We start from the raw sequence: 22113 nt of genomic DNA on the forward strand, positions 1-22113 counted from the left end.
CATGGCCATCTCGACTACCAATCCCGCCACCATCGCCCCCGACGAAGTCGAGATGCAGATTCGCGGCCTCATGATGGACCCCGTCACCAACATGCCCATCATCGTTCTCAAGGACATTGCCAGCGACATGGTGCTTCCCATCTGGGTCGGGATCTTCGAGGCCAACGCCATCGCCCTCGAGCTTGAGAAGACCACGACACCGCGCCCCATGACCCACGACCTCATGCAGAACATGGCCCGCGGCCTCAACGCCGAGGTCCGCAAGGTCGTTGTCTCCGAGCTGCGCGATGACACCTTCTACGCCGTCATCTGGATGGACCAGGCCGGCGAGACCGTCACCCTCGACGCGCGCCCCTCCGACGCGATCGCGCTGGCCCTGCGTTGGGACTGCCCCATCTATGTCAACCGCGAGGTGCTGGAAAACTCCCGCCAAGCAGCGATGGGAACCCAGAGTGCGAACGCTGACGAGATGCGCCGCTGGCTGGAAAACCTCAACGACGACGAGATGGGCCGCTACAAGATGTAGCCCGGTTCCAGCTCTGCTAAACCAACCCGCAAGGATTGATCTTGAGTCTTGTCCGAAATCTGAAGGGCGGCGTCTTCACCGGCATCACTGCTTTTGAGCGTCTGACAAACCGTGGGGGCGCGGCCTACAGCGGCCCATTGCACGAAATCAAAAACTTCCTCGTCCTCCAGCACGCCAGCGCGCTTGGAACGGCGATTCACGCAACGCCTCTTTTCTCTGCGCTGCGCCGGGCCGTACCCGAATCTCGCATCGCAGTAGTCGCCAGCGGATTCTCTCTCGATGTTCTCAGACACAACCCCAATATCGACACGCTGATTGCAACCCCCAGTCCACTGAAGGACCTGAAGGGCGCCGTGCAATCCCTGCGCAGCCAGTTTCCATTCCATAGAGCAACGTTCGCCACGGTCACGCCTATGGGCAACGAGCGAACGCGGATTGCGCTGCAAGCGTTGCTCAGCGGAGCCTCCAACCGGATCGGCTTTACGGTTCAGTCTGAGCTTTACCGTATGCCCATGGTCTTCGACAATACGAAGAGCCAGATCGCCAATAATCTCCGACTCGTCGATGCCCTTGGCCACACTCCAACGCACTTCGAGCCGCAGATATTCTTCAGCGAGCACGACATGGCAGTCGCACAGGAGGTACTTGCCTCAACCGGCTTGGAGAACGAGCAACCGGTAGCCGTCTTCATCACGCAGACAAGCGTCACCCAGCGAAAGAGCTGGCGGCCGGAGCGGTTCCATGAGGCTGCAACCTTTCTCAAGGAGCGCCACGGCGCGCACATCCTCTTTGTCGGAACCGCCTCCGAGTCGCAGACCATTGATCAACTGCGACTCGGTCTGCCGTTTCGCACCACCAGCGTTGCCGGCAAGACCACCCTGCCGCAACTGGCTGCATTGATGAGCCTCTGCAACGTAGGCGTCGCACTCGACACTGGCCCGATGCATGTCGGCCGCGCCGCGGGCCTTCCAATGGTCATCATTGCTCCGGCTTGGTCTCCACCCATCGAGTGGCTGCCTCTGGGTAATGACAAGTTTCGCATTCTGAAGAATGCCGATATGCCATCAGCGCCCCAGGACTACACCATCGACGAGGTAAGCGTCGATGATGTCACGTCAGCTCTTGCGGAACTTCTCGCGCGATATCCACGCTCGCTGGCAGTGAATCAGCGCTTGCAGAGCAAATCGAGATAGCTGAAGAACTCCGGAAAGGAGATTGCCGCCGCCTCCGCGCCCCGAATCTCAGTGTCGCCCGTGGCTCGCAGTGCCGCGATTGAAAACGCCATCGCGATCCGGTGGTCTGTTCCCGAGTCGATCGTCGCGCCGTGCAGCGTCTGGCCACCCGGAATCGCGAGCCCATCCTCGTACTCGGTGAACTCGGCCCCCATGGACTTCAGGTTCTTCGCGACCAGGGCGATCCGGTCGGACTCCTTCACGCGCAGCTCTTTCGCATCGCGAAACGTAATGCCATCCCGCGTGTAGGGAGCGATCGCCGCCAGCACCGGCAGCTCGTCGATCAGCTGCGCCGAGAGTGCTCCGGAGATCTCCACACCCTTCAGTCCCTCCGGCGAGCGGTTCACCTGAATCGTGCCGATCAACTCGCCATGATGCTCCTCGACGGTCAGCACCTTGATCTTTCCGCCGAGTACCGTAATCACGTCCAGCAGCGCCGCGCGCGTCGGATTCATCCCCAGCGAATCGAGCACCAGGTTTGAATCGGGGAAGAGAAGCGCCGCGCACAGAAAGAACGCCGCCGACGAAAGATCTCCAGGCACCGTAGCCTCAATGGCCTTCAGCTGCTGCCCTCCTGCGATGCTCAACCGGTCTCCCGCGCGATCAAGCGTCGCTCCAAACGCGCGCAGCGCGTGCTCGGAGTGGTCGCGAGTCCTCACCGCCTCCGAAAGACTCGTGGTTCCTTCGGCCTGCAATCCAGCAAACAGCACTGCGGACTTTACCTGCGCCGAGGGGATGGGCGTCTCGAAGTTGATGGCCTTCAGCGGCCCGCCATAAATTGTCATAGGAGCGTGTCCGTCGACCAGATCGATCCGCGCGCCCATCTGCGACAGCGGCTTGCGAATCCGTTCCATCGGCCGCAGTGTCAGCGAGTGGTCGCCGATCATCGTGAACACATGGGGCTGCGCCGCGATCAATCCTGCCAGCATCCGCATTGTGCTACCCGAGTTGCCGCAATCAAGCGGCCCTGCCGGCTGTCGGAACGACCCTGCCGCGCCAGTCACCGCGATCGTCGTCGCGTCCTTCTTCACTACCGTCGCCCCCAACGCCTCCATGCAGGCAAGCGTGGAGTGCGGGTCGGCTCCGGTCGAAAAGTTAGTGAGGCGCGTCGTCCCCTCGGCAAACCCGGCAAGTATCGCATAGCGGTGCGAGATCGACTTGTCGCCGGGAATCGTAACGGAACCCTGCAGTGTGCGCGCAGGACGAACAATCTGGGTCGTGGCTATCGAAGAAGACATTGCTTTTATCGTAACTGCTTTTGCGGCGAGGATTCTTTTGATGCCTCCTGTGGAGTGGGCCGAGGCAAGGTTGGAGGACATTATTCCCGTTTTGAAATTCAGTCAGGCAGAAAATCTGGCAAAGGGATTGAAAGAACCGAGCCGATACACCAAGGTAATAAAACACCGCAGACGTTTGTAACGAGTGTTCGGGTACTGCGGGTTTGCTGTCGACGAGGTGAGAAGGAATGCGGGTCTTGATTGTGGAAGATGATGCTGCCTTGGGGTTGTTTCTGCAGAAAGGTTTGAAGCTGGAAGGACATGAGGTTGCGTGGGTGGGAGATGGAGAGGCTGCGCTGGAGCGGGTCGAAAGCTTTCGACCGGACCTGATGGTGCTGGATCTGAGCCTTCCGCGCAAGGACGGTACGGAAGTCTTAGAAGATCTGCGCGGGCGGTACGACGGCATGGCTGTCCTGGTTCTGACCGGCAGGAGCATGGTCGAGGAGCGGGTAAAGTGCCTCAACCTGGGCGCAGATGACTGCCTGCTGAAGCCGTTCAGCTTTCATGAGCTGACGGCACGATGCAGAGCTCTGCTGCGCCGGAAGGAGCGGTTTGCCGATCCGATGCTGCGGCATGGTGATGTGGCGCTGAACCGAATGGAACGGCGTGTGACCAGGATGGGCCACGCGGTGGAGTTGACCGTGAAGGAGTTCAGCCTGCTGGAGTATCTGATGCAGCGGAGCGGACGCTGCTGCAGCCGGGCGGAGTTGCTGCGCGAGGTGTGGCAGATGTCCCCGGACGCAGGAACGAATGTGGTGGATGTGTATATCAACTACTTGCGGAAGAAACTGGGAGCGGTGGGAGCGGAGAGTGACGCCGTCTTCGCTGTGATCGAGACCGTTCGCGGTGAAGGGTATCGCATGGGTGGCATAAAGAAGCTGCCGATTGCCGAGAGCAGCTATGGTGTTGGCGCAGTTTTGGCGGGGGCATAGCGGTGGCAGCGAGCAATGCTGAAGAGAATCTGGTGGAGCGGATCGACCGCGGCCTACATGGGTTGTGCCAACCATTGACGGTGTTGCAGTGCAGGCTGGCGCTGGGGGAGATGAGCAGCGAACCCCTGGCGATGCGGGATGCGATTGGAGCAGCGCTTGCGGAGTGTGCGCGGCTGAATGCTGCCGTGCAGTCGATGCGCGACTTGTTGCTGCAGACGATCAGGATTGAGGAGAGCTAGAGATGCTGAACGGAGCAGTTGCAGGGAGAGACGAGTGGACGGATGGCAGTGCGCTTCACGCAGTCGCGGCACGGACGGTCGTGGTTGCGAGCGCAGATGCGGGGCTGCGGCAGCGGCTGCGCGCTTCGTTGACTGGGCTGCGGTGGCGTGTTCTGGAAGCTGGGGGAGGAGCCGAGGCGATTGCGCAGATTGAGGACTCGCGCCCGGAAACATTGTTAGTAGATAGTTGGCTGCCGGACCTGGAGGTGAGCGAGTTCGCCGGGCAACTGCGGGTGATGTATCCGGCGGTGGAACTGATGCGGATGGATGGCGCAGTGGAAGGACAGGCTTCGCGGAATCCTCGGCGGCATGAGCTGCTGCATGCGCTGCGCGAGGCGCAGAGTGCGCCGGCGACCGATACGGCAGCTTGGATAACAGCTCCTGTGGCTGTGCCGCAGGCGATGGCTGTGCGGATTGCGGGGGAGGGGGCTGAACGTGGGGACGAGGCGTACGTGCGGGAGGCGTTGCCGGAACTGGTTGGCTCGAGCGAGCCTATGTGCGGGCTGGCGAGGTTGATTCGGCTGGTGGCCCCGCGGTCGACGACTGTGCTGATTGAGGGCGAGACGGGAACGGGAAAGGAAGTTGTGGCGAAGGCGCTGCATCGGCTGAGCCAGCGTGCCAATAAGCCGTTTGTTGTGTTGAATTGCGCAGCGATTCCTGAGACGTTACTAGAGGCTGAGTTATTTGGACATACTCGGGGAGCCTTTACGGGGGCTGTGCAGTCGAGGACCGGGCGAATTGAAGCGGCGCATGGAGGGACGCTGTTTCTGGATGAGATTGGAGAGATGCCGCTGGCGCTGCAGGCGAAGATGCTCCGCTTTCTGGAGTGCGGGGAGTTGCAACGCGTAGGAGACAACGAGACGGTGCGGGTGGATGTGAGGGTGATCGCGGCGACGCATCAGCCACTGGAACAGAGGTCGGAAGAGGGAAGCTTCCGGCTCGATCTCTATCATCGGCTCGCCGTGTTTCCGATTGAGGTTCCCGCGCTGCGTGATCGGATGGAGGATCTCGGGCTGCTTGCGGAGTACTTTCTGGAACGAATGGGACGAGAGATGCCGCGGAAACGGCTCAACGCCGAGGCTCTGGCAAAGCTGTGTGAACACCGGTGGCCCGGTAATGTGCGTGAGCTGATGCATGTGCTGGAGCGCGGTGCAATTCTGGCTGAGGAGCGGATGGAGATTGGAGCGGAGGAGATCCGATGGCGTCGAGTTCGGAGCTGATCGGTCTTGTGTTGCTCGAGTCTTTCCCGGCGAATTGTGACGGTATGAGTTGAGGTTTCCATTCCCTGATTTTCTTAGCGCCCTCTTAGATGAGGGCGCATTTGTTTGGGCACTTAAGTGCATTGAAGCAGGGTGGAGGCTTCGATGCAGGTTTCGACTTCGTTGAGCGATGCGCTGGAACGGTACCTCGATCTGACGAGCGAGCAGATGAAGGTCACGGCCAGCAATATGGCCAACGTCGATACGCCTGGATACAAGACTCAGGGTTTCGATTTTGAAGCGGAGTTTGCGCGGCAGATGCAGAGCACGGTGCTTTCGGGCGATGCAAACGTTGCGCAGGTGCAGGATGTCGATGGCCTGGTGTCGCGCCCGGATGGAAACAACGTCTCGATGGACCGGGAGTCGATGCAACTGGCGAAGACGCAGTTGCAGTTTCGGCTTGGGGTGGAGCTTTTAAAGCATGAGTATTCGGGCGTGATGAGCGCGATCCACGCGGAGGCCAAATAGCGATGAATCTCTTCGGCGTGATGGATGTGAGCGCCTCGGCATTGAAGGCAGAGAGAGTGCGGGCTGAGGTGGTTGCTTCCAATATGGCAAACGCTGAGACGACTCGAACTGCCGAGGGCGGGCCTTATCAGCGGCGGCATGTGGTCTTTGAGGCGGAGGGTGACAGCAGCTTTCAGAGCTCGTTCGTGAGTCATCTGGGGACGAATTTGGGATTGAATGGGCTGGGCGGGAGCGTGACTGCTGCGAATGCAGTCTCGGGCGGCGTTGCGGTGACGGGCGTAATCAGCGATGCGAGCGCACCGCTGCGCAGGTATGACCCGCAGCATCCGGACGCTGGGCCGGATGGGTATGTGGCGTATCCGGACATCAATCCGCTGACGGAGATGGTGGACCTGATGGGAGCGACGCGGTCGTATGGGATGAACACTTCGGCGGTCCAGGCGGAGAAGAATATGGTTTCGTCGTCGCTGGACATTTTGAAGTAGAGAGAGAGGTCCGCGAGGTGCTATGAGCGCAGGGATCACAGGAAATTTGAGCAGCAGTCCGGCGAGCGCTGGTCATAGTGTGGCATCGGCCGGAACTAGTCGGGAGGCTTCGGGGGGAGTTCCGTTTGCGGGCTTCTTTCGTTCGATGGTGGAGCAGACGAGCGCCCTCGATCAGCAGGCGTCGCAGGCTGTGACGGGGTTGCTAAGTGGGCAGGGAGTGGAGATTCACGACGCAATGATTGCGACGCAAAAGGCAGACATGGCGTTTGAACTGGCGCTGCAGGTGAGGAATAAGGCTGTGGCCGCGTACCAGCAGATGATGGGGATGCAGTTTTAGAAGGCTCTAAGCGAGATGGCAGAGACAGATCAGACGACATCGGGGTTGCAGCGGGTGGGGCAGAGCGCTGGAGGGGCGGCGAAGGGAGTTGTGCCGCCCGCAGCAAAGGCGCTTGAGATGGTATCGGCGCTGCGCCAGAGGGTGATTGCGCTGCCGCCGGGGAAGAGAGCGTGGCTGCTGGCGTCGGCGGCGTTTCTTGCCGCGATGTGCGGCGTGATGATGTGGTATGCGGGACGCACGGATTGGAGGGTGCTGTTCAGCGGCCTCGACGGCAAGGACGTGCAGCAGGTGGCGCAGGAGCTGTCTGCGGCAGGAGTCCCGTATCAGACGACGGCGGACAATGCGGGCGTACAGGTTCCCGCTGAGATGCTGGACAAGGCGCGGATGGAGGTCGCGGCGAAGGGGATGCCGCAGACGGGGAGGCTGGGGTTCGAGATATTCGACAAACCGAACTGGGTAGGCAGCGAGTTTGATGAGAAGGTGAACTACCAGAGAGCACTGGAAGGCGAACTGGAGCACACGATCGAGACGCTAGGAGTCGTACGATCAGCGCGGGTGCACCTTGTGTTGCCGCAGCAGTCGCTATTTGCTTCCGAAGAGAGAGCGGCGAAGGCCTCTGTCGTTTTGAAGCTGAAGCGAGCGTCGCTGGAGCGGGAGCAGGCGGATTCGATCCGCAGCCTGGTAGCGGGAGCGGTGGACAACCTGAGCGTCGACAATGTGACTCTGGTCGATGCGGATGGCCGCGCGAACATGAAGCCGAGATCGAAGGACGGTGCAGAGGCAGATGTGGAGCAGCAGATGGAGTCGAAGCTGGTGGCGATGCTGGAGCCGCTGGCGGGCCGCGACAATGTGCGTGCCACGGTGAATGTGAGCTACGACGAGGGCAATGAAGAGCGAACCGACGAAGTCTACGACCCGAACCAGACGGCGACGCTGACGATGCAGAAGAGCGAGCAGACCTCGGTGCAGCCGGGGCGGGCATCGGGGGTGCCGGGAACGGCGAGCAACTCGCCAGCGGGGGCGCCGGTTGGCGCGGTGCAGGGATCGCAGGCAGCGGCTGCTCCTGGGACTCCGCCGCTGTTGCAGAAGGAGGCGCTGCCGGTGTATCCGCAGCAGGGAGCGGGTGCCGGGCAGAGTCTCCATCAAGAGAGCGGAACGTATGGTGTGACGAAGCACCTTGTCCACCTGGAAGAAGGGCCCGGCCGAGTGCGGCGAGTGACGGCTGCTGTGGTTGTGAATGATCGCAGCGCGGCTGAAGGCACAGGTAAGGCGGCGCATGTGGTCTGGAGGCCGAGGAATGCGGATGAGATGCGGAGGCTGGAGGAGTTGGCGCAGGCGGCCGTGGGGTTCGATGCCAGGCGCGGCGATCAGGTTGTTGTGGAGAATGTGAGCTTCAGCTCCAACGCACCTGAAGTGAAGCCACCAGTGATGGAGAAGATGATGGATGAGACGCGTGGCCTGCTCCACACGCAGCCTGGGTTGGCTCGCACGGCAGTTGCGGGGCTTTGCGGTGTGTTGCTGGTTCTCTTTGTGCTGCGTCCTGTGGCACGCCAGATGACAGCGACGCTCCGCGAGCCGGTCCTGTTGGGCGCGGGGTCAGAGGCCGAGGAGCCCAGACCGATGTCTGATCCGCAGATTGAGCAGAAGGTTCTGGAAAAAGCTGAGGCGTTCCGGCCATTGCAGTCGACCATGCAGGCGCAGGCTTCGCTGCATCGGCAGGGAGTCTATGAACAGGTTGCAGAACACATTCGGCGTGAACCTGTGCAAAGTACGCGACTGCTGGAGGCGTGGATTGGGTCGAATGAGGAGACGGATTAATGGGAACGGCTATGCAGATGGCGGCAGGTATGCAGCGCAATTCACTGCTGCTGCCGGAGGAATCAGGGTTTGAGCCGGCAGAGCTGCCGGGGCTGCGCAAGGCGGCGATCCTGATGGTGGCTCTGGGAGACGAATTGGCGAAGACTCTGTTTCAGAGCCTTACAGAGACGGACATTCATCGCGTGACAGAGGAGATTACGCGGCTGGGAGAGATTCCCGCGAATCTTTTGACGCAGGTGTTGACCGAGTATTACGGGTTGCTGGAGACGCAGCAGTATATGGTGCGCGGCGGCCCGGAGTTTGCGATCAAGGTCCTGACGGAAGCCTTCGGGGCGATCCGGGCTGAGGCGTTGCTGTCGCAGGTAAAGAAGATTCGCGAGCGCACGACCGGCGATATGGCAATGCTGCAAAAGATGGAACCGCAGCAGTTGAGCAAGTTTCTTGAGACGGAGCATCCGCAGACCATCGCTCTGGTGCTTGCGCATCTGGACGCGAAGCGTGGATCGACGGTGCTGATGGAGCTACCGGTACCGATGCGAGTCGATGTAGTGCGGCGGCTGGCGGAGATGAGGCAGTTCTCCCCAGAGATGGCACAGAAGGTCGCGCTGGTGCTGCATCGTCGCATGGAGGGGATGGGAAATGGAGCGCGGAAATCGTACTCGGGGTGCAAGGCTGTGGCGGAGCTGCTGAACCGGGTAGATGAGGCGTCAAGTAAGGGAATTCTCGAGGAGATCGAGCAGCAGCAGCCCCAGCTTGCGATCGGAATCCGGAACCTGATGTTTACGTTTGAAGATCTGCTGACGGTTCCCGCGGAGAGCATTCGCGAGTTTGTTGCGGCGGCGGATAAGAGGGTGCTCGCGACCGCTCTGAAAGGCGGACGCGAGAACCTGAGAGCCCATCTCTTCAAAGCGATGAGTTCGCGCGCGGTAGAGATGCTGAAAGAAGACATGGAGGCGATGGGGCCGGTACGGATGAAGGATGTAAGCCTGGCTCAGCAGGAGCTTCTTGCCATGGCACGGCAACTAGAGAGCGAGGGCAGGATGATGCTGAAGATGGAGATGGATGATGACATCGCAGTCTGACAGGATGCTGGAAGATATTGTGCCAACGAGGCTGCTGGCTGGAGAGCCGCATCATGCATGTGAAGTTATGCGGCTTGAGTTTCGGTCGGCCGATGCTGAGACGGAACAGGCGGGCATGGAGGCTGCTCAGATCACACCTGCTGAGGACGATGCGGTGCGGACGGTAGCAAGACTGACAGCGTTGAATCAGCGGCTCGAGTCAGAGGCAGAGCAGCTCCGAGAGCGCATCGAGGCTGCGCGCACGGAGAACATGAACGCTCGTACAGAATGGCAGGCGGAATTGGAGCAGAGCGTTGCAGTGGAGCGGGAAAGAGTCGCTAAGTTCTGCGCCCAGTTTGAACGAGAGCGTGCGCGGTACTTTGCCGGCGTGGAAGCAGAGGTGGTGAGGCTGGCGTTGGCGATTGCGGCACGAGTACTGCATCGTGAGGTCAGGCTCGATCCTCTGTTGCTGGCGGGAGTCGTGAGAGTGGCCCTTGAGAACATCAGTGACTCGAGTACGGCAGTGTTGCGTGTTCCTGCTGCAGAGCAGGAGACGTGGCGAGAGGCGTTTGCCGCAAGGAAGGATGTCGCGGTGCAGGTCGCGGGTGATGATCGGTTACGCAACGGAGAGTGTGTGCTGGAGTCAGAGGTCGGCAATGTGGAACTGGGAGTAGGCGCACAACTGGATGAGATTGAGAGAGGCTTCTTTGACTTGCTGGAGAAGAGGCCGGCGTGACCGTTGGAGCCGAGGACATCGAGCGGATCGGGCGAGCCAGCCTGGCTCCGTATTTTGCGCGGCTGTGTGATAGGCCGGCGTGGCGATGGTGCGGCCGCGTGGTGGAGGCAAACGGACAGACGATCGAATCGGACGGGCCGGTGTGCTCGGTCGGAGAGTGCTGCGAGATCGTCGACCGCGAGGGTGTGCGGCATCAGGCCGAGGTGATTGGCTTTCGCGGCAAGCGGGTGCTCGCTATGCCCCTTAGAGCGACACAGGGAATCCGGTACGGTGACGCGATTCTGGCTACAAGCCAAACGCCGGGTATCGCAGTAAGCGAGCGAATGGCAGGAAGAGTGTTGGATGCGATAGGGAGCCCTTTGGATGAGATTGGCTCGATCGCAGCCGAAAGAATGTGGCGTTTGGATGGAGCGGTGCCGCATCCGATGAAACGAGTCACAATTACCGAGCCGTTGCAGACCGGTGTAAAGGTACTCGACGGCATGCTGACTGTAGGACGCGGGCAGAGGATAGGCATCTTTGGTGGTTCTGGAGTCGGCAAGAGCACGCTGATTGGAATGATGACTCGGAACACGGAGGCGGACCTTACTGTCGTTGGGCTGGTGGGGGAACGTGGACGTGAAGTCCGCGACTTCATTGAGGATTCGCTTGGTGAGGATGGGCGGAGGCGTTCGGTGGTCGTAGTGTCGACGTCGGACCAGAGCCCGTTGCTGCGAATGCGCGCAGCGATGGCGGCGACTTCAGTGGCAGAGTTCTACGCGGCGCAGGGGAAACATGTGCTGCTGGTTCTGGATTCGCTGACACGGTATGCGATGGCGGCTCGCGAGATAGGGCTGGCGGCAGGAGAGCCCCCGGCGAGCAAAGGGTACACTCCGAGCGTCTTCACGCGGCTTGCAAAGCTCGTAGAGCGCGCGGGCAACTTTGAAAAAGGAAGCGTGACGGCTTTTTATACCGTGCTGATGGAGGGTGATGATCAACAGGATCCAATTGTGGATGCAGTTCGATCGTTTCTCGATGGGCATGTCGTGCTGTCGCGGCGCATGGCCAGCGCGGGATGGTATCCGCCGGTGGACGTGCTTGACTCGCTGAGCAGGCTGATGCCTGCTGTCACGACGAACGAGCATCGTACGAAGGCGATGAAGGCGCGGAGGTTGCTTGCTGCACATGCACGGTCTGAGGACCTGATTCGCATTGGCGCATATAAAGCGGGCACAGATGAGGAACTGGACCGCGCACTGTCTGCGATGCCTGGGTTACGGCGCTTTCTTGAGCAAGGAAGTACTGAGCGTGTGACGATGGCCGAAACCGTGGCCCAACTTGCGGCGATGGAGTTGTAGATGCGCACTGGAATGAAGCCGCTGCAACGCCTGGCAAGCGTTTATCAACTCGTTGAACACCGCGATGCCGTCGAATTACAAAAAACCATGGCCGCGGTAACGGAGATTGCGCAGGCAGTTAATCGCCAAAGCGCTCTTATCCGCTCTGCAATATTTGACGGAAGGCAGGCGATGATGAGTGGTGATCCTCTGGACTGGTTACAGGCTACGGCGCAGAAGGAGATCGCAGGTGGGAAGATCGAAGGCCTGAAACGAATCCAGGTTGAACTCGATGAACGGTGCAACGAGGCAAAGGAGCGTCATGCGAGTAGCCGTCTCAGAAACGACCAGATGCAACGGCTGCTTGAGGCAATGCGTCTGCAACTGAGGAATGAAGAGGAGCGGAGACAGCAAAAGGCAACGGACGACCGCTTCCTGTCGCGCAGGCAATGGTCTGAGAAGCAGAAGCGCAAACGTTCGGAAGCTGATCGATGAACGAATCCTAATTGTCGACTTGCAGGCTTTGGTACGTCGAGTGCATCTCCAGAAGGTGTGATGGGAGATGCAGCATGATCGTGAAGACTTCATTGCTGGCGAGGCCTGAGACGACGCCTGTGATGCGGCAATCAGGAATGAAGGGCGGGCTTCCATCATTTGCTGCGAGTTTCGGCGAGCGAGCTGCGGAGTTGAACCCCAGCAGGATGTCTTCGGGGCTGACTGCGGGCGTGGGCGATTCGGCGAAAGCGAAGGCTCCATTGAGCGCTTCGAAGAATTCGTTGCCACAGACTGTAGGCAAGGAGATCCCGGCCGGGATTGAAGAGGCTGAGAGTGAGAAGCAGATTGAACACGGAGGAACTGTTGTCCGTCAGCCGCTCCGGTCCTTACAGAAGCAGGCAGAGCCTCCTGCAACGGGTCTGGAAGACCAGCCGGTTGCCCAGGCTGGAGTGAAGGTGAGCGCTTCGTCCAGTGGCTTGTCGGAGTTGCAGCTTCGTTCCGATGAGCCTGTCGATGAGCGTGTCAAGGAGCCGACCGCACCTGGCGGCTCGGAGAGAGGTGACGGCGCAGCTGTCGGCGGAACTCGCACAGGGGATACCACGGAGAAGACCCGTACTCATAAGAAGACGCGTGAGACGGGAATCTCTTCTAAAGGCGAAGTGGCGAAGCCAGCTGTCTCGGTTCAACCGGAAAATTCCCAGGCTAAACAGAGTGATAGCGTTGCTGCCGTCGGGCGGCCGGAGTTGGCTGCGAACGCCGATCGGACGGACGCGCTTCCAGCGATCTCCAATAGACCAGCCGTAGCGAGTACAAGAGTCGCCACACGAAACGTTGAAACCGGGAGCGAAGCGTTCTTGCGCGCTAGCGTATCTGGAGGAAGTTCTGCGGCTGGAGCATCGACACACAAGGAAGTGCGCTCAACACGGAGTGAGGTGCAAGGCAACGAACACGCGAACGTTGCGCCACAGCCGACCGAGGCATCAAAGAGCACTCATGCCTTTAGTGCGGTCGCAACACGCGCTGGGTTCGAGGACGTTCCCGCAGGTCAGATGCAAATGCAAGTGACACCGACTGTGGCACGCATGGGCGGACATCAAACTTCGGGCGTTCATCAGGTTTCCGGACAGAGAACCTCGGCGCCGCCTCAAGAGATTGAGCCTGTCTCCGCGGAGACGATGCCATTCAAGGCGACGCCGACGACGCTGGAGATTGGGATCCCCGGCGGCGCTCACGGCTGGCTGAAAGTCCGGGCTGAGATAAGCGGAGATGGAACGATCAGCGCGTCGTTAGCATCGGGTTCGCAGTCGGGACAGCAGATGCTTCACAGAGAGCTGCCATCTCTTACAGCGTTTTTGCAGAGCGAGAGTGTGAAGGTCGGCTCTCTGAGTGTTCATCTAGGAACACCTTTGACAGACCAAAGTGTGGCTTCACGAGGGTCGGAGAACAGTGGCGACCTGGGGCAGCACAAGGGCAGCGCGCAGGGAGATGATAGGCAGCCTTCAAGTCCTATGGGCACGGTAAAGGGGCCGCAGGCATCCCGCGGAGAGGAATGGAACGCGGCCCCGGGCGATGAATGGATTCTGTCGGCTGCGCACAGCAATAGCGGCGGCTGGCTGAGTGTCATGGCGTAAAGAGCGAAAGAGAACTGCAGCTAATTCAGGAGGAAAATATGGATGTGAATTCAATAACGAGCGGGAACTCGGCCGCAGCGGCAAGAGTGGCATCCTCACTCGGGCCGGCACGTGCAAAGGATGCCGCGCAGAGCAGTGGAACCAGCAGCACGAGTTCGTCCTCGGGTAACTCGACTATTACCTCAAACGATTTTCTGACTCTGCTTGTGAGCGAACTGAAGAACCAGGACCCGACCCAGCCGACAGATCCAGCCTCGTATATTCAGCAGCTGGTGGGAGTGAATAGCCTGCAGCAGTTGATTTCGATCAATCAGGGAATCAGTACGCTGACGAGCGGGATTGCGACGAGCACGACTCCTACCAATCAGTAGACTCGTGCGAGCCGAGGCGGAGCGAGTCTTGCTGCGGAAACTGAACGAACGGGAAGCACGAACTTAAAGCAAGGAGACAGAGATGGGATCATTTTCAATTGCACTAAGCGGGTTGCAGGCCGATACGGTCGCACTGAATACGATCGGCAACAATCTTGCAAACCTCAACACGACAGCCTTCAAGGAGCAGGGGACTACCTTTGAGGATCTGTTTCATCAGCAGATCGGAACCTCGGGCTCGAACAATCCACTGCAGGTTGGAGTGGGAACGAGGGTCTCGGGGACTCCGACAAGCTTTTTGCAAGGAACCCTTCTGCCGACTGGGAGTTCGAAGGATATGGCCTTGAGCGGAGATGGATTCTTTGTCGTTCAGCGGGGAGGGGTAGAGTCGCTGACGCGGGCAGGCAACTTCCAGTTGAGCCAGAGCGGGAGCCTACAGACGGTGGATGGGCAACAGGTGATGGGTTACGGCACCAGCAATGGAGCTGTGAATCTGAATGGTGGTTTAGTGCCGCTCGTGATTCCGGTGGGAACAACCGAGGCCGCGCAGGGGACACAGAACTTCTCCGTTACTGCGAACCTGAACGCTGCATCCAGTGTAGGCACGCAGTTCACGACGCCACTGACCATGTATGACTCACTCGGCGCCAGCCATGATGTGACAGTGACCTACACCAAGACAGGAGCAAATACCTGGGGCTACTCAGTTACGATGCCTGCCGGCGATGCGGCCGGTGCAGTAAACAATGGGGGCACGTTGACCTTTGACGCGAATGGCCAGCTCATCTCGCCTGCAGGGAACGTGGCCGGGATTCAGTTTACCGGCCTGACAGATGGCGCAAGCAACATGAGCCTCAACTGGAATCTTTATAGCGGAGGCAGTCCGACGATTTCGCAATCGACCTCAGCTTCAACAAACACGGCCAGCAATCAGGATGGGTTTGCCAGCGGTACGTATCAGAGCTTTTCGGTGGACTCAAATGGAGTGATAACGGCGACTTTCAGCAACGACCACACCATGACGATCGGACAAGTCGCCGTGGCAAGAGTTGCCAACACCCAGGGACTGGCAATGACCGGGAATAACAACTATGTGACGACAGCGGCTTCCGGGGCTGCGAGTATAGGTGTCGCAGGCGCAGGAGGACGCGCTACGATTGAGGACTCTGCATTGGAACAATCTAATGTGGATATCTCGACGGAGTTTTCGAACCTGATTGTGGCACAACGAGCGTTTGAGGCGAACTCGAAGACGATTACAGCCTTCGACTCGGTAACGCAGGCGACGATCGGCATGATCCGGTAATCGATTCCGCTCTCTTTGATGGGCCGAAGAGCAGCAGCGTGGGGCTCTTGTTCTTCGGCTTTCCGGCGCCTGAACGCTTTGGTGCTCTGAATAAGAAGTCGCTAATCCCCTGGTAAATAAGAGTGGCCATGTTCGTGCTAATTCCTCAGAGTCATGGCTACTGCTCAAATTACTCAACCGAAGTCCGAATCGGGAAAAGTGCCGCTCGTCGCGGTGCTGATCGCTGTTGTTCTGGGAACAACACTCTCGGCGGTCGCGGTCGTGGGGGCGCTTTACTATTTTGTTCGCTCTGGCCGGCTCCCATTGCCAGGAGGTGCTGCGGCGAGAGTTGAGCCGAACGCGCCGGTGGAGACACATGCGACGGTGCTTGAGCCTCTCCTGGTCAATCTGGCTGATGAAGGTGGGGCTGCTTACCTTCGGATCGGGATCAGCCTGAGCGTGGCAGATGTGGCGGGACAGTCGGCAAAGGCAAAAGAAGGCAAAGGCGACAGTGGAAAGCAGGACAAGGGACCTGAGGCGTCTCTGCGGGATACAGCGCTGGCCGTTCTTGGAAGTCAAACGTCCGCCGAACTGTTGGCTCCGGATGGCAAGGAGCGCCTGAAGAGTGAGTTGAAGCAGGCCTTCGACGCTCATAACCCGGAGATCAAAGTGGTGAATCTCTATTTCACGGATTTTCTTGTCCAGCGCTAACCAGAGGATCAGGAGGGAAATCAAGTGGACTCTATGGCAAACACCGAGTTAGTGACAACGGACAAAGGACAGCGAATGGAAGAAGCAGCGCTCGCTTCGATAACGTTTCCTCGGAAAGCACCATGGATAACACGAATTGAGGAGCATCCTGCGTGGCCTGTGCTGGCCAAACAGGCAGTGAGGATTTCAGCCGAGATCGCGTTGAAGCAATTTCGTGTGTGCGACCTGCTGGGCTTGCAGCAGGGCCAGGTGTTTGAGACGGCGTGGCCGGAGTCGGAGGATGTTCCTTTGATGGCGGGCAAAGTGCAACTGGCGTGGAGCGAGTTTGAGGTCGCAGATCATCAACTCGTCGTTCGATTGACACGACTGGCGTAGGCGTGCGGACAGGCATAGGAGAGAGATAGGGATGCGAGATCTACAAAGACGATCTGAGACGAGTGCGGCGAGCAAGGATGTCGGGTTGCACGGAGTCGCAGGATGGCTTCAGCGCCACTTGAGTAGCCGTCTTTCAGTTGCGAAGCGGCACCGAGAGATGGAGCTTGTTGAGACAATTTCGCTGGGGGGAAGACGGCAATTGATGCTGGTGGCCTGCGCGGGACAGCGCTTTCTTGTCGGGGCGGACGCGGATGGTGTACAGGCGATTGTCCAGGTCAAAGGAGAAAGAGTTAAAGATGCTTGGGAGCATGACGCTCTATGACGCGATTGCGCCGGGTACTACGAGTTGGAGCGGTTGTTGCAGTCGTGATGACTTGCCACGAGTTGCAGGCTCAGCGAGCCGACAAGTCATTCTGGGTGTATCCGCACGGAGCTGCGAGATTGGTGACCGCAAATAATGCGGCTCGGCAGGTCCCCCATACCGGTGCGAAGCCGGGCTTGCGAGGAGTTTCACAAAGCAACAATGATCTGGAGAACAAGCAGGCCAGCCAGTCGATTACAAGCGCGATTGAGGCAACCCGGAGCACCCCGTGGTCAATCGTTCTGGGGCTTACTCTGCTGACCTTGTTGCCGGCCTTGTTGCTGTCGATGACGCCGCTGGTCCGATTGCTAGTTGTCTTTCACTTTCTCAGGCAGGCTCTTGGGACGCAGACTGCTCCGTCCAATCAGGTACTTATGGGGCTCGCACTGATGATGACGTGGTTTCTGATGCAGCCGGTGCTCATGCAGGTAGAGCAGCAGGCGGTGACACCCTATCGCGCCGGTACGATCTCGGGCGAGGATGCGATCGAACGTGGCATGCAGCCTGTGAAGCAATACATGCTGCGGTACGCCCGGGAGAAAGATCTAAGTGTGTTTGCCGCGGCGGGAATGTCGGCAAGGCCGAAGACGCGGGAGGAACTTCCGGTTCAGGTTGTGGTGCCGGCCTACATTCTCAGCGAGTTGAAGGCAGGGTTTCAGATCGGTGCAGTGTTATTTCTTCCGTTTCTGCTGGTGGATCTGGCGGTCGCCAGCGTAACGACTTCGATTGGCATGATGCAGCTTCCTCCGGTGGTGATCTCTACGCCGTTGAAGATTTTGTTGTTTGTCATGGTGGATGGCTGGAATCTGCTGGCTGACCACTTGATCAAGAGCTTTTGACGTTGGTGCTTGAGGAGAGGCGATGGGACCGGATCAGACAGTTGAGCTGATGCGAAGGGTGCTGATCGAGGCGATGATCGTGAGCGCGCCTTTGCTTGTCGTTACGTGCACGGTGAGCCTGGTTGTAAGCCTTGTTCAGACTCTGACTGGTGTGCAGGAGCAGACGCTGACCGCGGTTCCGCGGTTGGTTGTGGTGTTTGGAGTGACGATGGTGGCGCTCCCCTGGATGGTGCACCGGCTGGTCAACTTTACGCTGCAGCTCTTCAGCAGTTTTCACAGATATCTCGGGTAGTGCAAAGGGCAACTGTGATCGATAACTGGTCAAACTATCTGCAGGCGGCCGTTTTGGTGATGCTGCGTCTGAGCGGCCTGATGGTCTTCGCTCCACTGTTCTCTTCGGCAGCGATCGCGCCACGGATTAAGGCCGGCTTTGTGATCGCGATGACGGTGCTGTTGACTCCAGCCGTAGCGGCTATTCCAAATGCGAGCGCAACTCTGAGTGCGGGCACGATTCTTGGTGAACTTGGTGTGGGGCTTGTGTTCGGGCTTTCTCTGATGCTGTTGAGCGAGTCGATTTTGTTTGCTGCGGCGCTGCTGGGGATCGAATTCAGTTTTTCGCTTGTGAATCTGATGGATCCAAATTCCATGATTGAGACACCTGTGCTGGGACAGCTGCTTGGGTGGCTTAACCTGCTGGCCCTGATTGGCGCAGGGCTCGACCGCAGTCTTCTGGCCGCGCTGGTGCGTAGCTTTTGCTCCGTCCCCATTGGCCACGCTATGGTGCAGCTAAAGACGGGCTCGGCTCTCGCGGGAATGGCTGGAGGAATCTTTCTTGCCGGACTGCAACTCGCAGCTCCGGTGGTTGGTGCGGCAACTGTGGTAGAGGTGACGGTCGCGCTGGTGTCGAGAATGTCGCCGCAGCTGCCGGCGATGATCGTGGGGGTGCCCCTGAAGACGATGGTCTCTTACACGGTGCTTATCGCCAGCCTTGCTGTGTGGCCGGGCTGGATTGAACGGCACTTTACCGCATTGCTGGACGCCGCGCAGAAGTTAGTGACGGAAGCGTGAGGAGTGCGCGGTGAGTGAGAAGGGGACAGAACAGGCAACTCCACAGCGCAAGAAGAAGGCGCGTGAGAAAGGCGATGGGGTACGGAGCCGCGAGCTTCTAACAGCGGTTGCGATGCTGGGCGGCATCATGATGCTGGGATCGACGGCGCGTCAGTTCAGTGCGAGCTGGGGGCGAGTGTATGTCGAGAGCCTGCGATCTGCGGCAGTGCGCGAGGTGGACGGAGAGCAGGGCTGGATTGCTTTTGTGCATCAGATGCTGGCGCCGGCGTTATTCCCGGTTGGTCTGATTATGGCCGTAAGCTTTGGATGCGCTCTGATGGCGGGAATCGCTCAGAGCGGCGGCGTACAGTTCCATCCCAGTGCACTTGAGCCGAAGTTTACAAGGCTGAATCCGGCGGCGAATCTCAAGAACATCTTCAGCCTGAGAGCGGTGACGCGAGTTGCTAAATCACTTGTGCCGGTGAGCGCATTGCTGGTGCTTAGCTGGAGCGCCCTGAAGGCACTGATGCTACCGATGCCTGTGATGAGTCTGATACGTCTGTCTTCCGCGTTTTCAACGGCTTATGGGCTGGTGCTGGACGCGGCGTGGATGATGCTGGCATGGGCGGGGCTGGACTATGCGATGGAATGGAGGAGCTGGAATGACCGCCTGAAGATGAGCAAGCAGGAACTGCGCGAAGAGATGAGGGATTCGATGGGGAATCCGCAGATCAAGGGCAGGGTGCGGCAGATCCAGCGGGCGATGCGGAAGCGCAAGGTGAAGGCGGACATCTCGCGAGCCAGCGTTGTGATTACAAACCCGACGCACTATGCGGTGGCCCTCGAGTTCAGCCTCGAGACGATGCAGGCCCCGACGGTGCTGGCGAAGGGGCGGGATCTGCAGGCAGCAGAGATCCGGAAAGAGGCGCAGTGGGCGGGCGTGCCGATCATCGAGAATCCGCCACTGGCGCGGAGCTTGTATCGGCTGGTCGAGCCTGGTCAGTCGATTCCGTTTGAGTTGTATTCGGCGGTGGCGGGAATTCTGGCTTATCTCTACCGGCAGAAGGTCGAGGAGCGGATGAGGCAGGAGCGGCAGGGGAAGCCGGATCGAGGGTATCAGGGGATGGCTGGGACTGCAGGGATGCGGAACTTTGGAGGTGGGATGTGAGCAAGGCAGGAAAGACGGGGGTGTGGTGGCTGGCACAGATTCAAACCGTTCTGTTGCCGGTGACGGCGATCAGCATGGTGTTCGTCATGCTGATTCCGATCCCGAGCTTCGTTCTCGATCTGCTGCTGGCGATTTCGATTACGGCTTCGGTGATCGTCTTTTTGACGGCAGTCCAGATTCGGCGCGCAGTGGATTTCTCGGTATTTCCTACGCTGCTTTTGTTGCTCACACTGTTCCGGTTGTCGCTCAATCTGGCCTCGAGCAGAAGGATTCTGCTGCATGGGCACGAGGGTACACAGGCAGCCGGCGCTGTGATCGATGCGTTTGGTCAGTTTGTCGTGGGGGGCAACTATGTCGTCGGGTTTGTGCTGTTTCTTGCGTTGATTGCGATTCAGTTTCTCGTGGTGAGTCATGGAGCAGTGCGGACAGCGGAGGTGACGGCGCGGTTCACGCTTGATGCTCTTCCTGGCAAGCAGATGGCGATCGATGCGGACATGAATGCCGGGTTGATCGATGAGCAGGAGGCGAGAAAGAGACGGCAGGCGATTGCGCGTGAGGCGGAGTTCTACGGCGCGATGGATGGCGCGGCGCGGTTCAATCAGCGTGATTCCATGGCGACGATCCTGATCACGGTAATCAATATTGTTGCCGGGCTGCTGATTGGGGTGGTGCAGCAGGGAGCCGATCTGGCCACAGCGGTGAAGACTTACACGATCCTGACTGTGGGCGATGGGCTGGTGACGATGATCCCGAGCTTGCTGGTCTCGATTGCCGGGGGAATTGTTCTGACGCGGGCGTCGTCGTCGGGGGCTCTCGGAGATGAGCTGGGGGCGCAACTCTTCCGAGGCAGGAATACGCTATGGATCGCTTGCGGCGTATTGCTTGCACTGGCATTGATTCCGGGACTGCCGAAGCTGTCGTTTGTGTTGATTGCGGCTGGTGTCGCGCTGATTGCAAAACAACTGCCAGAGTCGAAGGGTCAGGCTGCGGCAACGCTGGAGGACGCTGCAGTCTCCACAGGCAAAGGGGTGGCCGCGGAGACGGCCAAGGGTGAGAATCTGGCGTCGCTGCTGAAGGTTGACGATCTGACGCTCGAAATCGGGTTCCAGCTGATCTCGCTTGTGGACGAGAAGCAGGGTGGCCAGATGCTGAACCGGGTTCGTGCACTGCGGCGGCATCTGGCGACAGAGCTGGGATTCATCGTGCCGCCGGTTCACATCACGGACAATCTCCGGTTGAAACCGCGGGAGTACGTCGTGAGCCTGCGCAGCGTGGAGATTGCCCGCTGGCAGACAGAGCAGAACTTCCTGCTTGCAGTGAACGCAGATCCTAAAGCGCGGGCGCTCCCAGGTGTGGAGACGAGGGAGCCGGCGTTCGGCGTGATGGCGCGATGGATTCAGCCCGGGCTTGAGGAGCAGGCGCTGGCGGCCGGGTATTCGGTGGTGGACCAGACGACTGTGATCGGAACGCATCTCGGAGAACTCATACGGCGGCACGCGCATGAGCTTCTTGGACGGCAGGAGGTAAAGCGGCTACTGGACAGCATGAATGAGAGCCATCCCAAGCTGGTGGAAGAGCTGGTCCCGAAACTGATGTCGCTGGGTGAGGTGCAGCGCGTACTGCAGCAGCTTCTGCGCGAGCAGGTTTCGATCCGTGACCTGGGGGCCATCCTCGAGGTACTGGTCGAGTCAGCACAGCAGTCGAAGAACCTGGTTCACCTTGTGGAGAGCGTAAGGCAGTCTCTGGGGCGCGGGTTGATTCGTCCATTGCTGGATGATGATGGCGGCCTACGGGTTCTGATGCTGGAACAGGCGCTGGAGACAGACCTGGTGAACACCTTCGATCCGCAGGGAGCGGCACGTCTGCTGGGCGATGGAGCTTACGCCGCGGCTGCTCCAGCGGACTTTCTGCGTCGCTTAGTGGAATCTTTGAAACGCCTAACCGGAGGGGCCCCAACATCGGCACTTCCCGTGCTCTTATGTCCGAGTCCAGCGCGCTATCACGTGCGGCGCTGGCTGGAGCCGTTCGTTCCCAAGGTTGCGGTCCTTGCACCGGCAGAGATTCCGCCGGAGATTCGAGTACGCAGCGTTGGGACGGTCGGATAG

Annotated in this window: 26 protein-coding genes; 24 read left to right on the plus strand and 2 right to left on the minus strand. The window is 59.4% G+C overall.

Going from position 1 to position 22113, the window contains the following annotated elements:
• Position 1: 1 nt before the first annotated feature.
• Both OHL16_RS02915 and OHL16_RS02920 read left to right on the plus strand, forming a co-directional pair.
• A complete protein-coding gene (locus tag OHL16_RS02915; protein ID WP_263365560.1) occupies positions 2 to 526 on the plus strand; it encodes a bifunctional nuclease family protein in 525 nt (174 codons plus the stop codon).
• Positions 527 to 567: 41 nt separating this feature from the next.
• Positions 568 to 1719 carry a glycosyltransferase family 9 protein gene (locus OHL16_RS02920; RefSeq protein ID WP_263365561.1) on the plus strand — a complete coding sequence of 384 codons (1152 nt, stop codon included), beginning with the start codon at positions 568 to 570 and terminating at the stop codon, positions 1717 to 1719.
• Here the strand turns inward: OHL16_RS02920 and aroA are convergent.
• On the minus strand, positions 1692 to 2996 hold the full coding sequence (gene aroA, locus OHL16_RS02925; protein WP_263365562.1) for a 3-phosphoshikimate 1-carboxyvinyltransferase: 1305 nt from the start codon (positions 2994 to 2996) through the stop codon (positions 1692 to 1694). The two genes, OHL16_RS02920 and aroA, sit on opposite strands and share 28 nt — an antisense overlap.
• 227 nt (positions 2997 to 3223) lie before the next feature.
• Between aroA and OHL16_RS02930 the strand changes: the two genes are divergently transcribed.
• The 11 genes from OHL16_RS02930 (at position 3224) to OHL16_RS02980 (ending at position 12220) form a co-directional block, all read left to right on the plus strand.
• Positions 3224 to 3967, plus strand: coding sequence for a response regulator transcription factor (locus tag OHL16_RS02930; protein ID WP_263365563.1), 744 nt, complete (start codon positions 3224 to 3226; stop codon positions 3965 to 3967).
• A 2-nt stretch (positions 3968 to 3969) separates the two neighbouring features.
• Positions 3970 to 4206 carry a hypothetical protein gene (locus tag OHL16_RS02935; protein ID WP_263365564.1) on the plus strand — a complete coding sequence of 79 codons (237 nt, stop codon included), beginning with the start codon at positions 3970 to 3972 and terminating at the stop codon, positions 4204 to 4206.
• Positions 4207 to 4208: 2 nt separating this feature from the next.
• Complete coding sequence (locus OHL16_RS02940) at positions 4209 to 5465, plus strand: sigma-54 dependent transcriptional regulator (protein ID WP_263365565.1); 1257 nt, start codon at positions 4209 to 4211, stop codon at positions 5463 to 5465.
• Positions 5466 to 5609: 144 nt separating this feature from the next.
• Positions 5610 to 5972 carry a flagellar basal body rod protein FlgB gene (gene flgB, locus OHL16_RS02945; RefSeq protein ID WP_263365566.1) on the plus strand — a complete coding sequence of 121 codons (363 nt, stop codon included), beginning with the start codon at positions 5610 to 5612 and terminating at the stop codon, positions 5970 to 5972.
• 2 nt (positions 5973 to 5974) lie between these two features.
• Positions 5975 to 6457, plus strand: a complete 483-nt coding sequence (gene flgC / locus OHL16_RS02950; protein ID WP_263365567.1) for a flagellar basal body rod protein FlgC — start codon at positions 5975 to 5977, stop codon at positions 6455 to 6457.
• 22 nt (positions 6458 to 6479) lie between these two features.
• On the plus strand, positions 6480 to 6794 hold the full coding sequence (fliE, locus tag OHL16_RS02955; RefSeq protein ID WP_263365568.1) for a flagellar hook-basal body complex protein FliE: 315 nt from the start codon (positions 6480 to 6482) through the stop codon (positions 6792 to 6794).
• Positions 6795 to 6809: 15 nt separating this feature from the next.
• Complete coding sequence (fliF, locus tag OHL16_RS02960; protein ID WP_263365569.1) at positions 6810 to 8612, plus strand: flagellar basal-body MS-ring/collar protein FliF; 1803 nt, start codon at positions 6810 to 6812, stop codon at positions 8610 to 8612.
• A complete protein-coding gene (gene fliG, locus OHL16_RS02965; protein WP_263365570.1) occupies positions 8612 to 9694 on the plus strand; it encodes a flagellar motor switch protein FliG in 1083 nt (360 codons plus the stop codon). Before fliF ends, fliG begins: the two co-directional genes overlap by 1 nt.
• On the plus strand, positions 9675 to 10409 hold the full coding sequence (locus OHL16_RS02970; RefSeq protein WP_263365571.1) for a FliH/SctL family protein: 735 nt from the start codon (positions 9675 to 9677) through the stop codon (positions 10407 to 10409). Before fliG ends, OHL16_RS02970 begins: the two co-directional genes overlap by 20 nt.
• Complete coding sequence (locus OHL16_RS02975) at positions 10406 to 11746, plus strand: FliI/YscN family ATPase (protein ID WP_263365572.1); 1341 nt, start codon at positions 10406 to 10408, stop codon at positions 11744 to 11746. The genes OHL16_RS02970 and OHL16_RS02975 overlap by 4 nt, the downstream gene beginning before the upstream one ends.
• The gene (locus OHL16_RS02980) at positions 11747 to 12220 is read left to right on the plus strand and encodes a hypothetical protein (protein WP_263365573.1); all 474 of its coding nucleotides are present in this window, start codon (positions 11747 to 11749) and stop codon (positions 12218 to 12220) included. It begins immediately after the preceding gene.
• A 7-nt stretch (positions 12221 to 12227) separates the two neighbouring features.
• Here the strand turns inward: OHL16_RS02980 and OHL16_RS02985 are convergent, their stop codons facing one another.
• A complete protein-coding gene (locus OHL16_RS02985; RefSeq protein ID WP_263365574.1) occupies positions 12228 to 12521 on the minus strand; it encodes a hypothetical protein in 294 nt (97 codons plus the stop codon).
• Positions 12522 to 13275: 754 nt separating this feature from the next.
• Here OHL16_RS02985 and OHL16_RS02990 point away from each other — a divergent pair.
• The 11 genes from OHL16_RS02990 to flhA all read left to right on the plus strand — a co-directional run bounded on the left by OHL16_RS02990 (position 13276) and on the right by flhA (position 22113).
• The gene (locus OHL16_RS02990) at positions 13276 to 13851 is read left to right on the plus strand and encodes a hypothetical protein (RefSeq protein ID WP_263365575.1); all 576 of its coding nucleotides are present in this window, start codon (positions 13276 to 13278) and stop codon (positions 13849 to 13851) included.
• 38 nt (positions 13852 to 13889) lie between these two features.
• Entirely contained in the window at positions 13890 to 14222 is a 333-nt protein-coding gene (locus OHL16_RS02995) for a flagellar hook capping FlgD N-terminal domain-containing protein (RefSeq protein WP_263365576.1), read from the plus strand.
• 82 nt (positions 14223 to 14304) lie between these two features.
• On the plus strand, positions 14305 to 15528 hold the full coding sequence (locus tag OHL16_RS03000) for a flagellar hook protein FlgE (protein WP_263365577.1): 1224 nt from the start codon (positions 14305 to 14307) through the stop codon (positions 15526 to 15528).
• A 153-nt stretch (positions 15529 to 15681) separates the two neighbouring features.
• Positions 15682 to 16218 (plus strand): flagellar basal body-associated FliL family protein, encoded by a 537-nt coding sequence (locus OHL16_RS03005; protein ID WP_263365578.1) that lies wholly within the window; start codon positions 15682 to 15684, stop codon positions 16216 to 16218.
• A gap of 159 nt (positions 16219 to 16377) precedes the next feature.
• The gene (locus tag OHL16_RS03010) at positions 16378 to 16593 is read left to right on the plus strand and encodes a FliM/FliN family flagellar motor C-terminal domain-containing protein (protein WP_263365579.1); all 216 of its coding nucleotides are present in this window, start codon (positions 16378 to 16380) and stop codon (positions 16591 to 16593) included.
• Between the two features lie 31 nt (positions 16594 to 16624).
• Entirely contained in the window at positions 16625 to 16915 is a 291-nt protein-coding gene (locus OHL16_RS20185) for a flagellar biosynthetic protein FliO (protein ID WP_396127128.1), read from the plus strand.
• Positions 16912 to 17793 carry a flagellar type III secretion system pore protein FliP gene (fliP, locus tag OHL16_RS03015; RefSeq protein ID WP_263365580.1) on the plus strand — a complete coding sequence of 294 codons (882 nt, stop codon included), beginning with the start codon at positions 16912 to 16914 and terminating at the stop codon, positions 17791 to 17793. Before OHL16_RS20185 ends, fliP begins: the two co-directional genes overlap by 4 nt.
• A gap of 22 nt (positions 17794 to 17815) precedes the next feature.
• Positions 17816 to 18085, plus strand: a complete 270-nt coding sequence (locus tag OHL16_RS03020) for a flagellar biosynthetic protein FliQ (RefSeq protein WP_263365581.1) — start codon at positions 17816 to 17818, stop codon at positions 18083 to 18085.
• Positions 18085 to 18861 carry a flagellar biosynthetic protein FliR gene (locus tag OHL16_RS03025; protein ID WP_263365582.1) on the plus strand — a complete coding sequence of 259 codons (777 nt, stop codon included), beginning with the start codon at positions 18085 to 18087 and terminating at the stop codon, positions 18859 to 18861. Before OHL16_RS03020 ends, OHL16_RS03025 begins: the two co-directional genes overlap by 1 nt.
• A 10-nt stretch (positions 18862 to 18871) precedes the next feature.
• A complete protein-coding gene (locus OHL16_RS03030; protein ID WP_263365583.1) occupies positions 18872 to 20008 on the plus strand; it encodes an EscU/YscU/HrcU family type III secretion system export apparatus switch protein in 1137 nt (378 codons plus the stop codon).
• A complete protein-coding gene (gene flhA / locus OHL16_RS03035; RefSeq protein ID WP_263365584.1) occupies positions 20005 to 22113 on the plus strand; it encodes a flagellar biosynthesis protein FlhA in 2109 nt (702 codons plus the stop codon). The genes OHL16_RS03030 and flhA overlap by 4 nt, the downstream gene beginning before the upstream one ends.

The sequence above is a fragment of the Edaphobacter bradus genome, assembly GCF_025685645.1.
GTDB classification, from domain to species: domain Bacteria; phylum Acidobacteriota; class Terriglobia; order Terriglobales; family Acidobacteriaceae; genus Edaphobacter; species Edaphobacter bradus.

Excerpts from the sequence above, each read along its gene's own strand:
- OHL16_RS02915 (WP_263365560.1), top strand. The coding sequence starts at position 2 with ATGGCCATCTCGACTACCAATCCCGCCACCATCGCCCCCGACGAAGTC.
- aroA (WP_263365562.1), bottom strand. The coding sequence starts at position 2,996 with ATGTCTTCTTCGATAGCCACGACCCAGATTGTTCGTCCTGCGCGCACA.
- OHL16_RS02930 (WP_263365563.1), top strand. The coding sequence starts at position 3,224 with ATGCGGGTCTTGATTGTGGAAGATGATGCTGCCTTGGGGTTGTTTCTG.
- OHL16_RS02940 (WP_263365565.1), top strand. The coding sequence starts at position 4,209 with ATGCTGAACGGAGCAGTTGCAGGGAGAGACGAGTGGACGGATGGCAGT.
- flgB (WP_263365566.1), top strand. The coding sequence starts at position 5,610 with ATGCAGGTTTCGACTTCGTTGAGCGATGCGCTGGAACGGTACCTCGAT.
- flgC (WP_263365567.1), top strand. The coding sequence starts at position 5,975 with ATGAATCTCTTCGGCGTGATGGATGTGAGCGCCTCGGCATTGAAGGCA.
- fliE (WP_263365568.1), top strand. The coding sequence starts at position 6,480 with ATGAGCGCAGGGATCACAGGAAATTTGAGCAGCAGTCCGGCGAGCGCT.
- fliF (WP_263365569.1), top strand. The coding sequence starts at position 6,810 with ATGGCAGAGACAGATCAGACGACATCGGGGTTGCAGCGGGTGGGGCAG.
- fliG (WP_263365570.1), top strand. The coding sequence starts at position 8,612 with ATGGGAACGGCTATGCAGATGGCGGCAGGTATGCAGCGCAATTCACTG.
- OHL16_RS02970 (WP_263365571.1), top strand. The coding sequence starts at position 9,675 with ATGATGACATCGCAGTCTGACAGGATGCTGGAAGATATTGTGCCAACG.
- OHL16_RS02980 (WP_263365573.1), top strand. The coding sequence starts at position 11,747 with ATGCGCACTGGAATGAAGCCGCTGCAACGCCTGGCAAGCGTTTATCAA.
- OHL16_RS02990 (WP_263365575.1), top strand. The coding sequence starts at position 13,276 with ATGCAAGTGACACCGACTGTGGCACGCATGGGCGGACATCAAACTTCG.
- OHL16_RS02995 (WP_263365576.1), top strand. The coding sequence starts at position 13,890 with ATGGATGTGAATTCAATAACGAGCGGGAACTCGGCCGCAGCGGCAAGA.
- OHL16_RS03000 (WP_263365577.1), top strand. The coding sequence starts at position 14,305 with ATGGGATCATTTTCAATTGCACTAAGCGGGTTGCAGGCCGATACGGTC.
- OHL16_RS03005 (WP_263365578.1), top strand. The coding sequence starts at position 15,682 with ATGGCTACTGCTCAAATTACTCAACCGAAGTCCGAATCGGGAAAAGTG.
- OHL16_RS20185 (WP_396127128.1), top strand. The coding sequence starts at position 16,625 with ATGCGAGATCTACAAAGACGATCTGAGACGAGTGCGGCGAGCAAGGAT.
- fliP (WP_263365580.1), top strand. The coding sequence starts at position 16,912 with ATGACGCGATTGCGCCGGGTACTACGAGTTGGAGCGGTTGTTGCAGTC.
- OHL16_RS03020 (WP_263365581.1), top strand. The coding sequence starts at position 17,816 with ATGGGACCGGATCAGACAGTTGAGCTGATGCGAAGGGTGCTGATCGAG.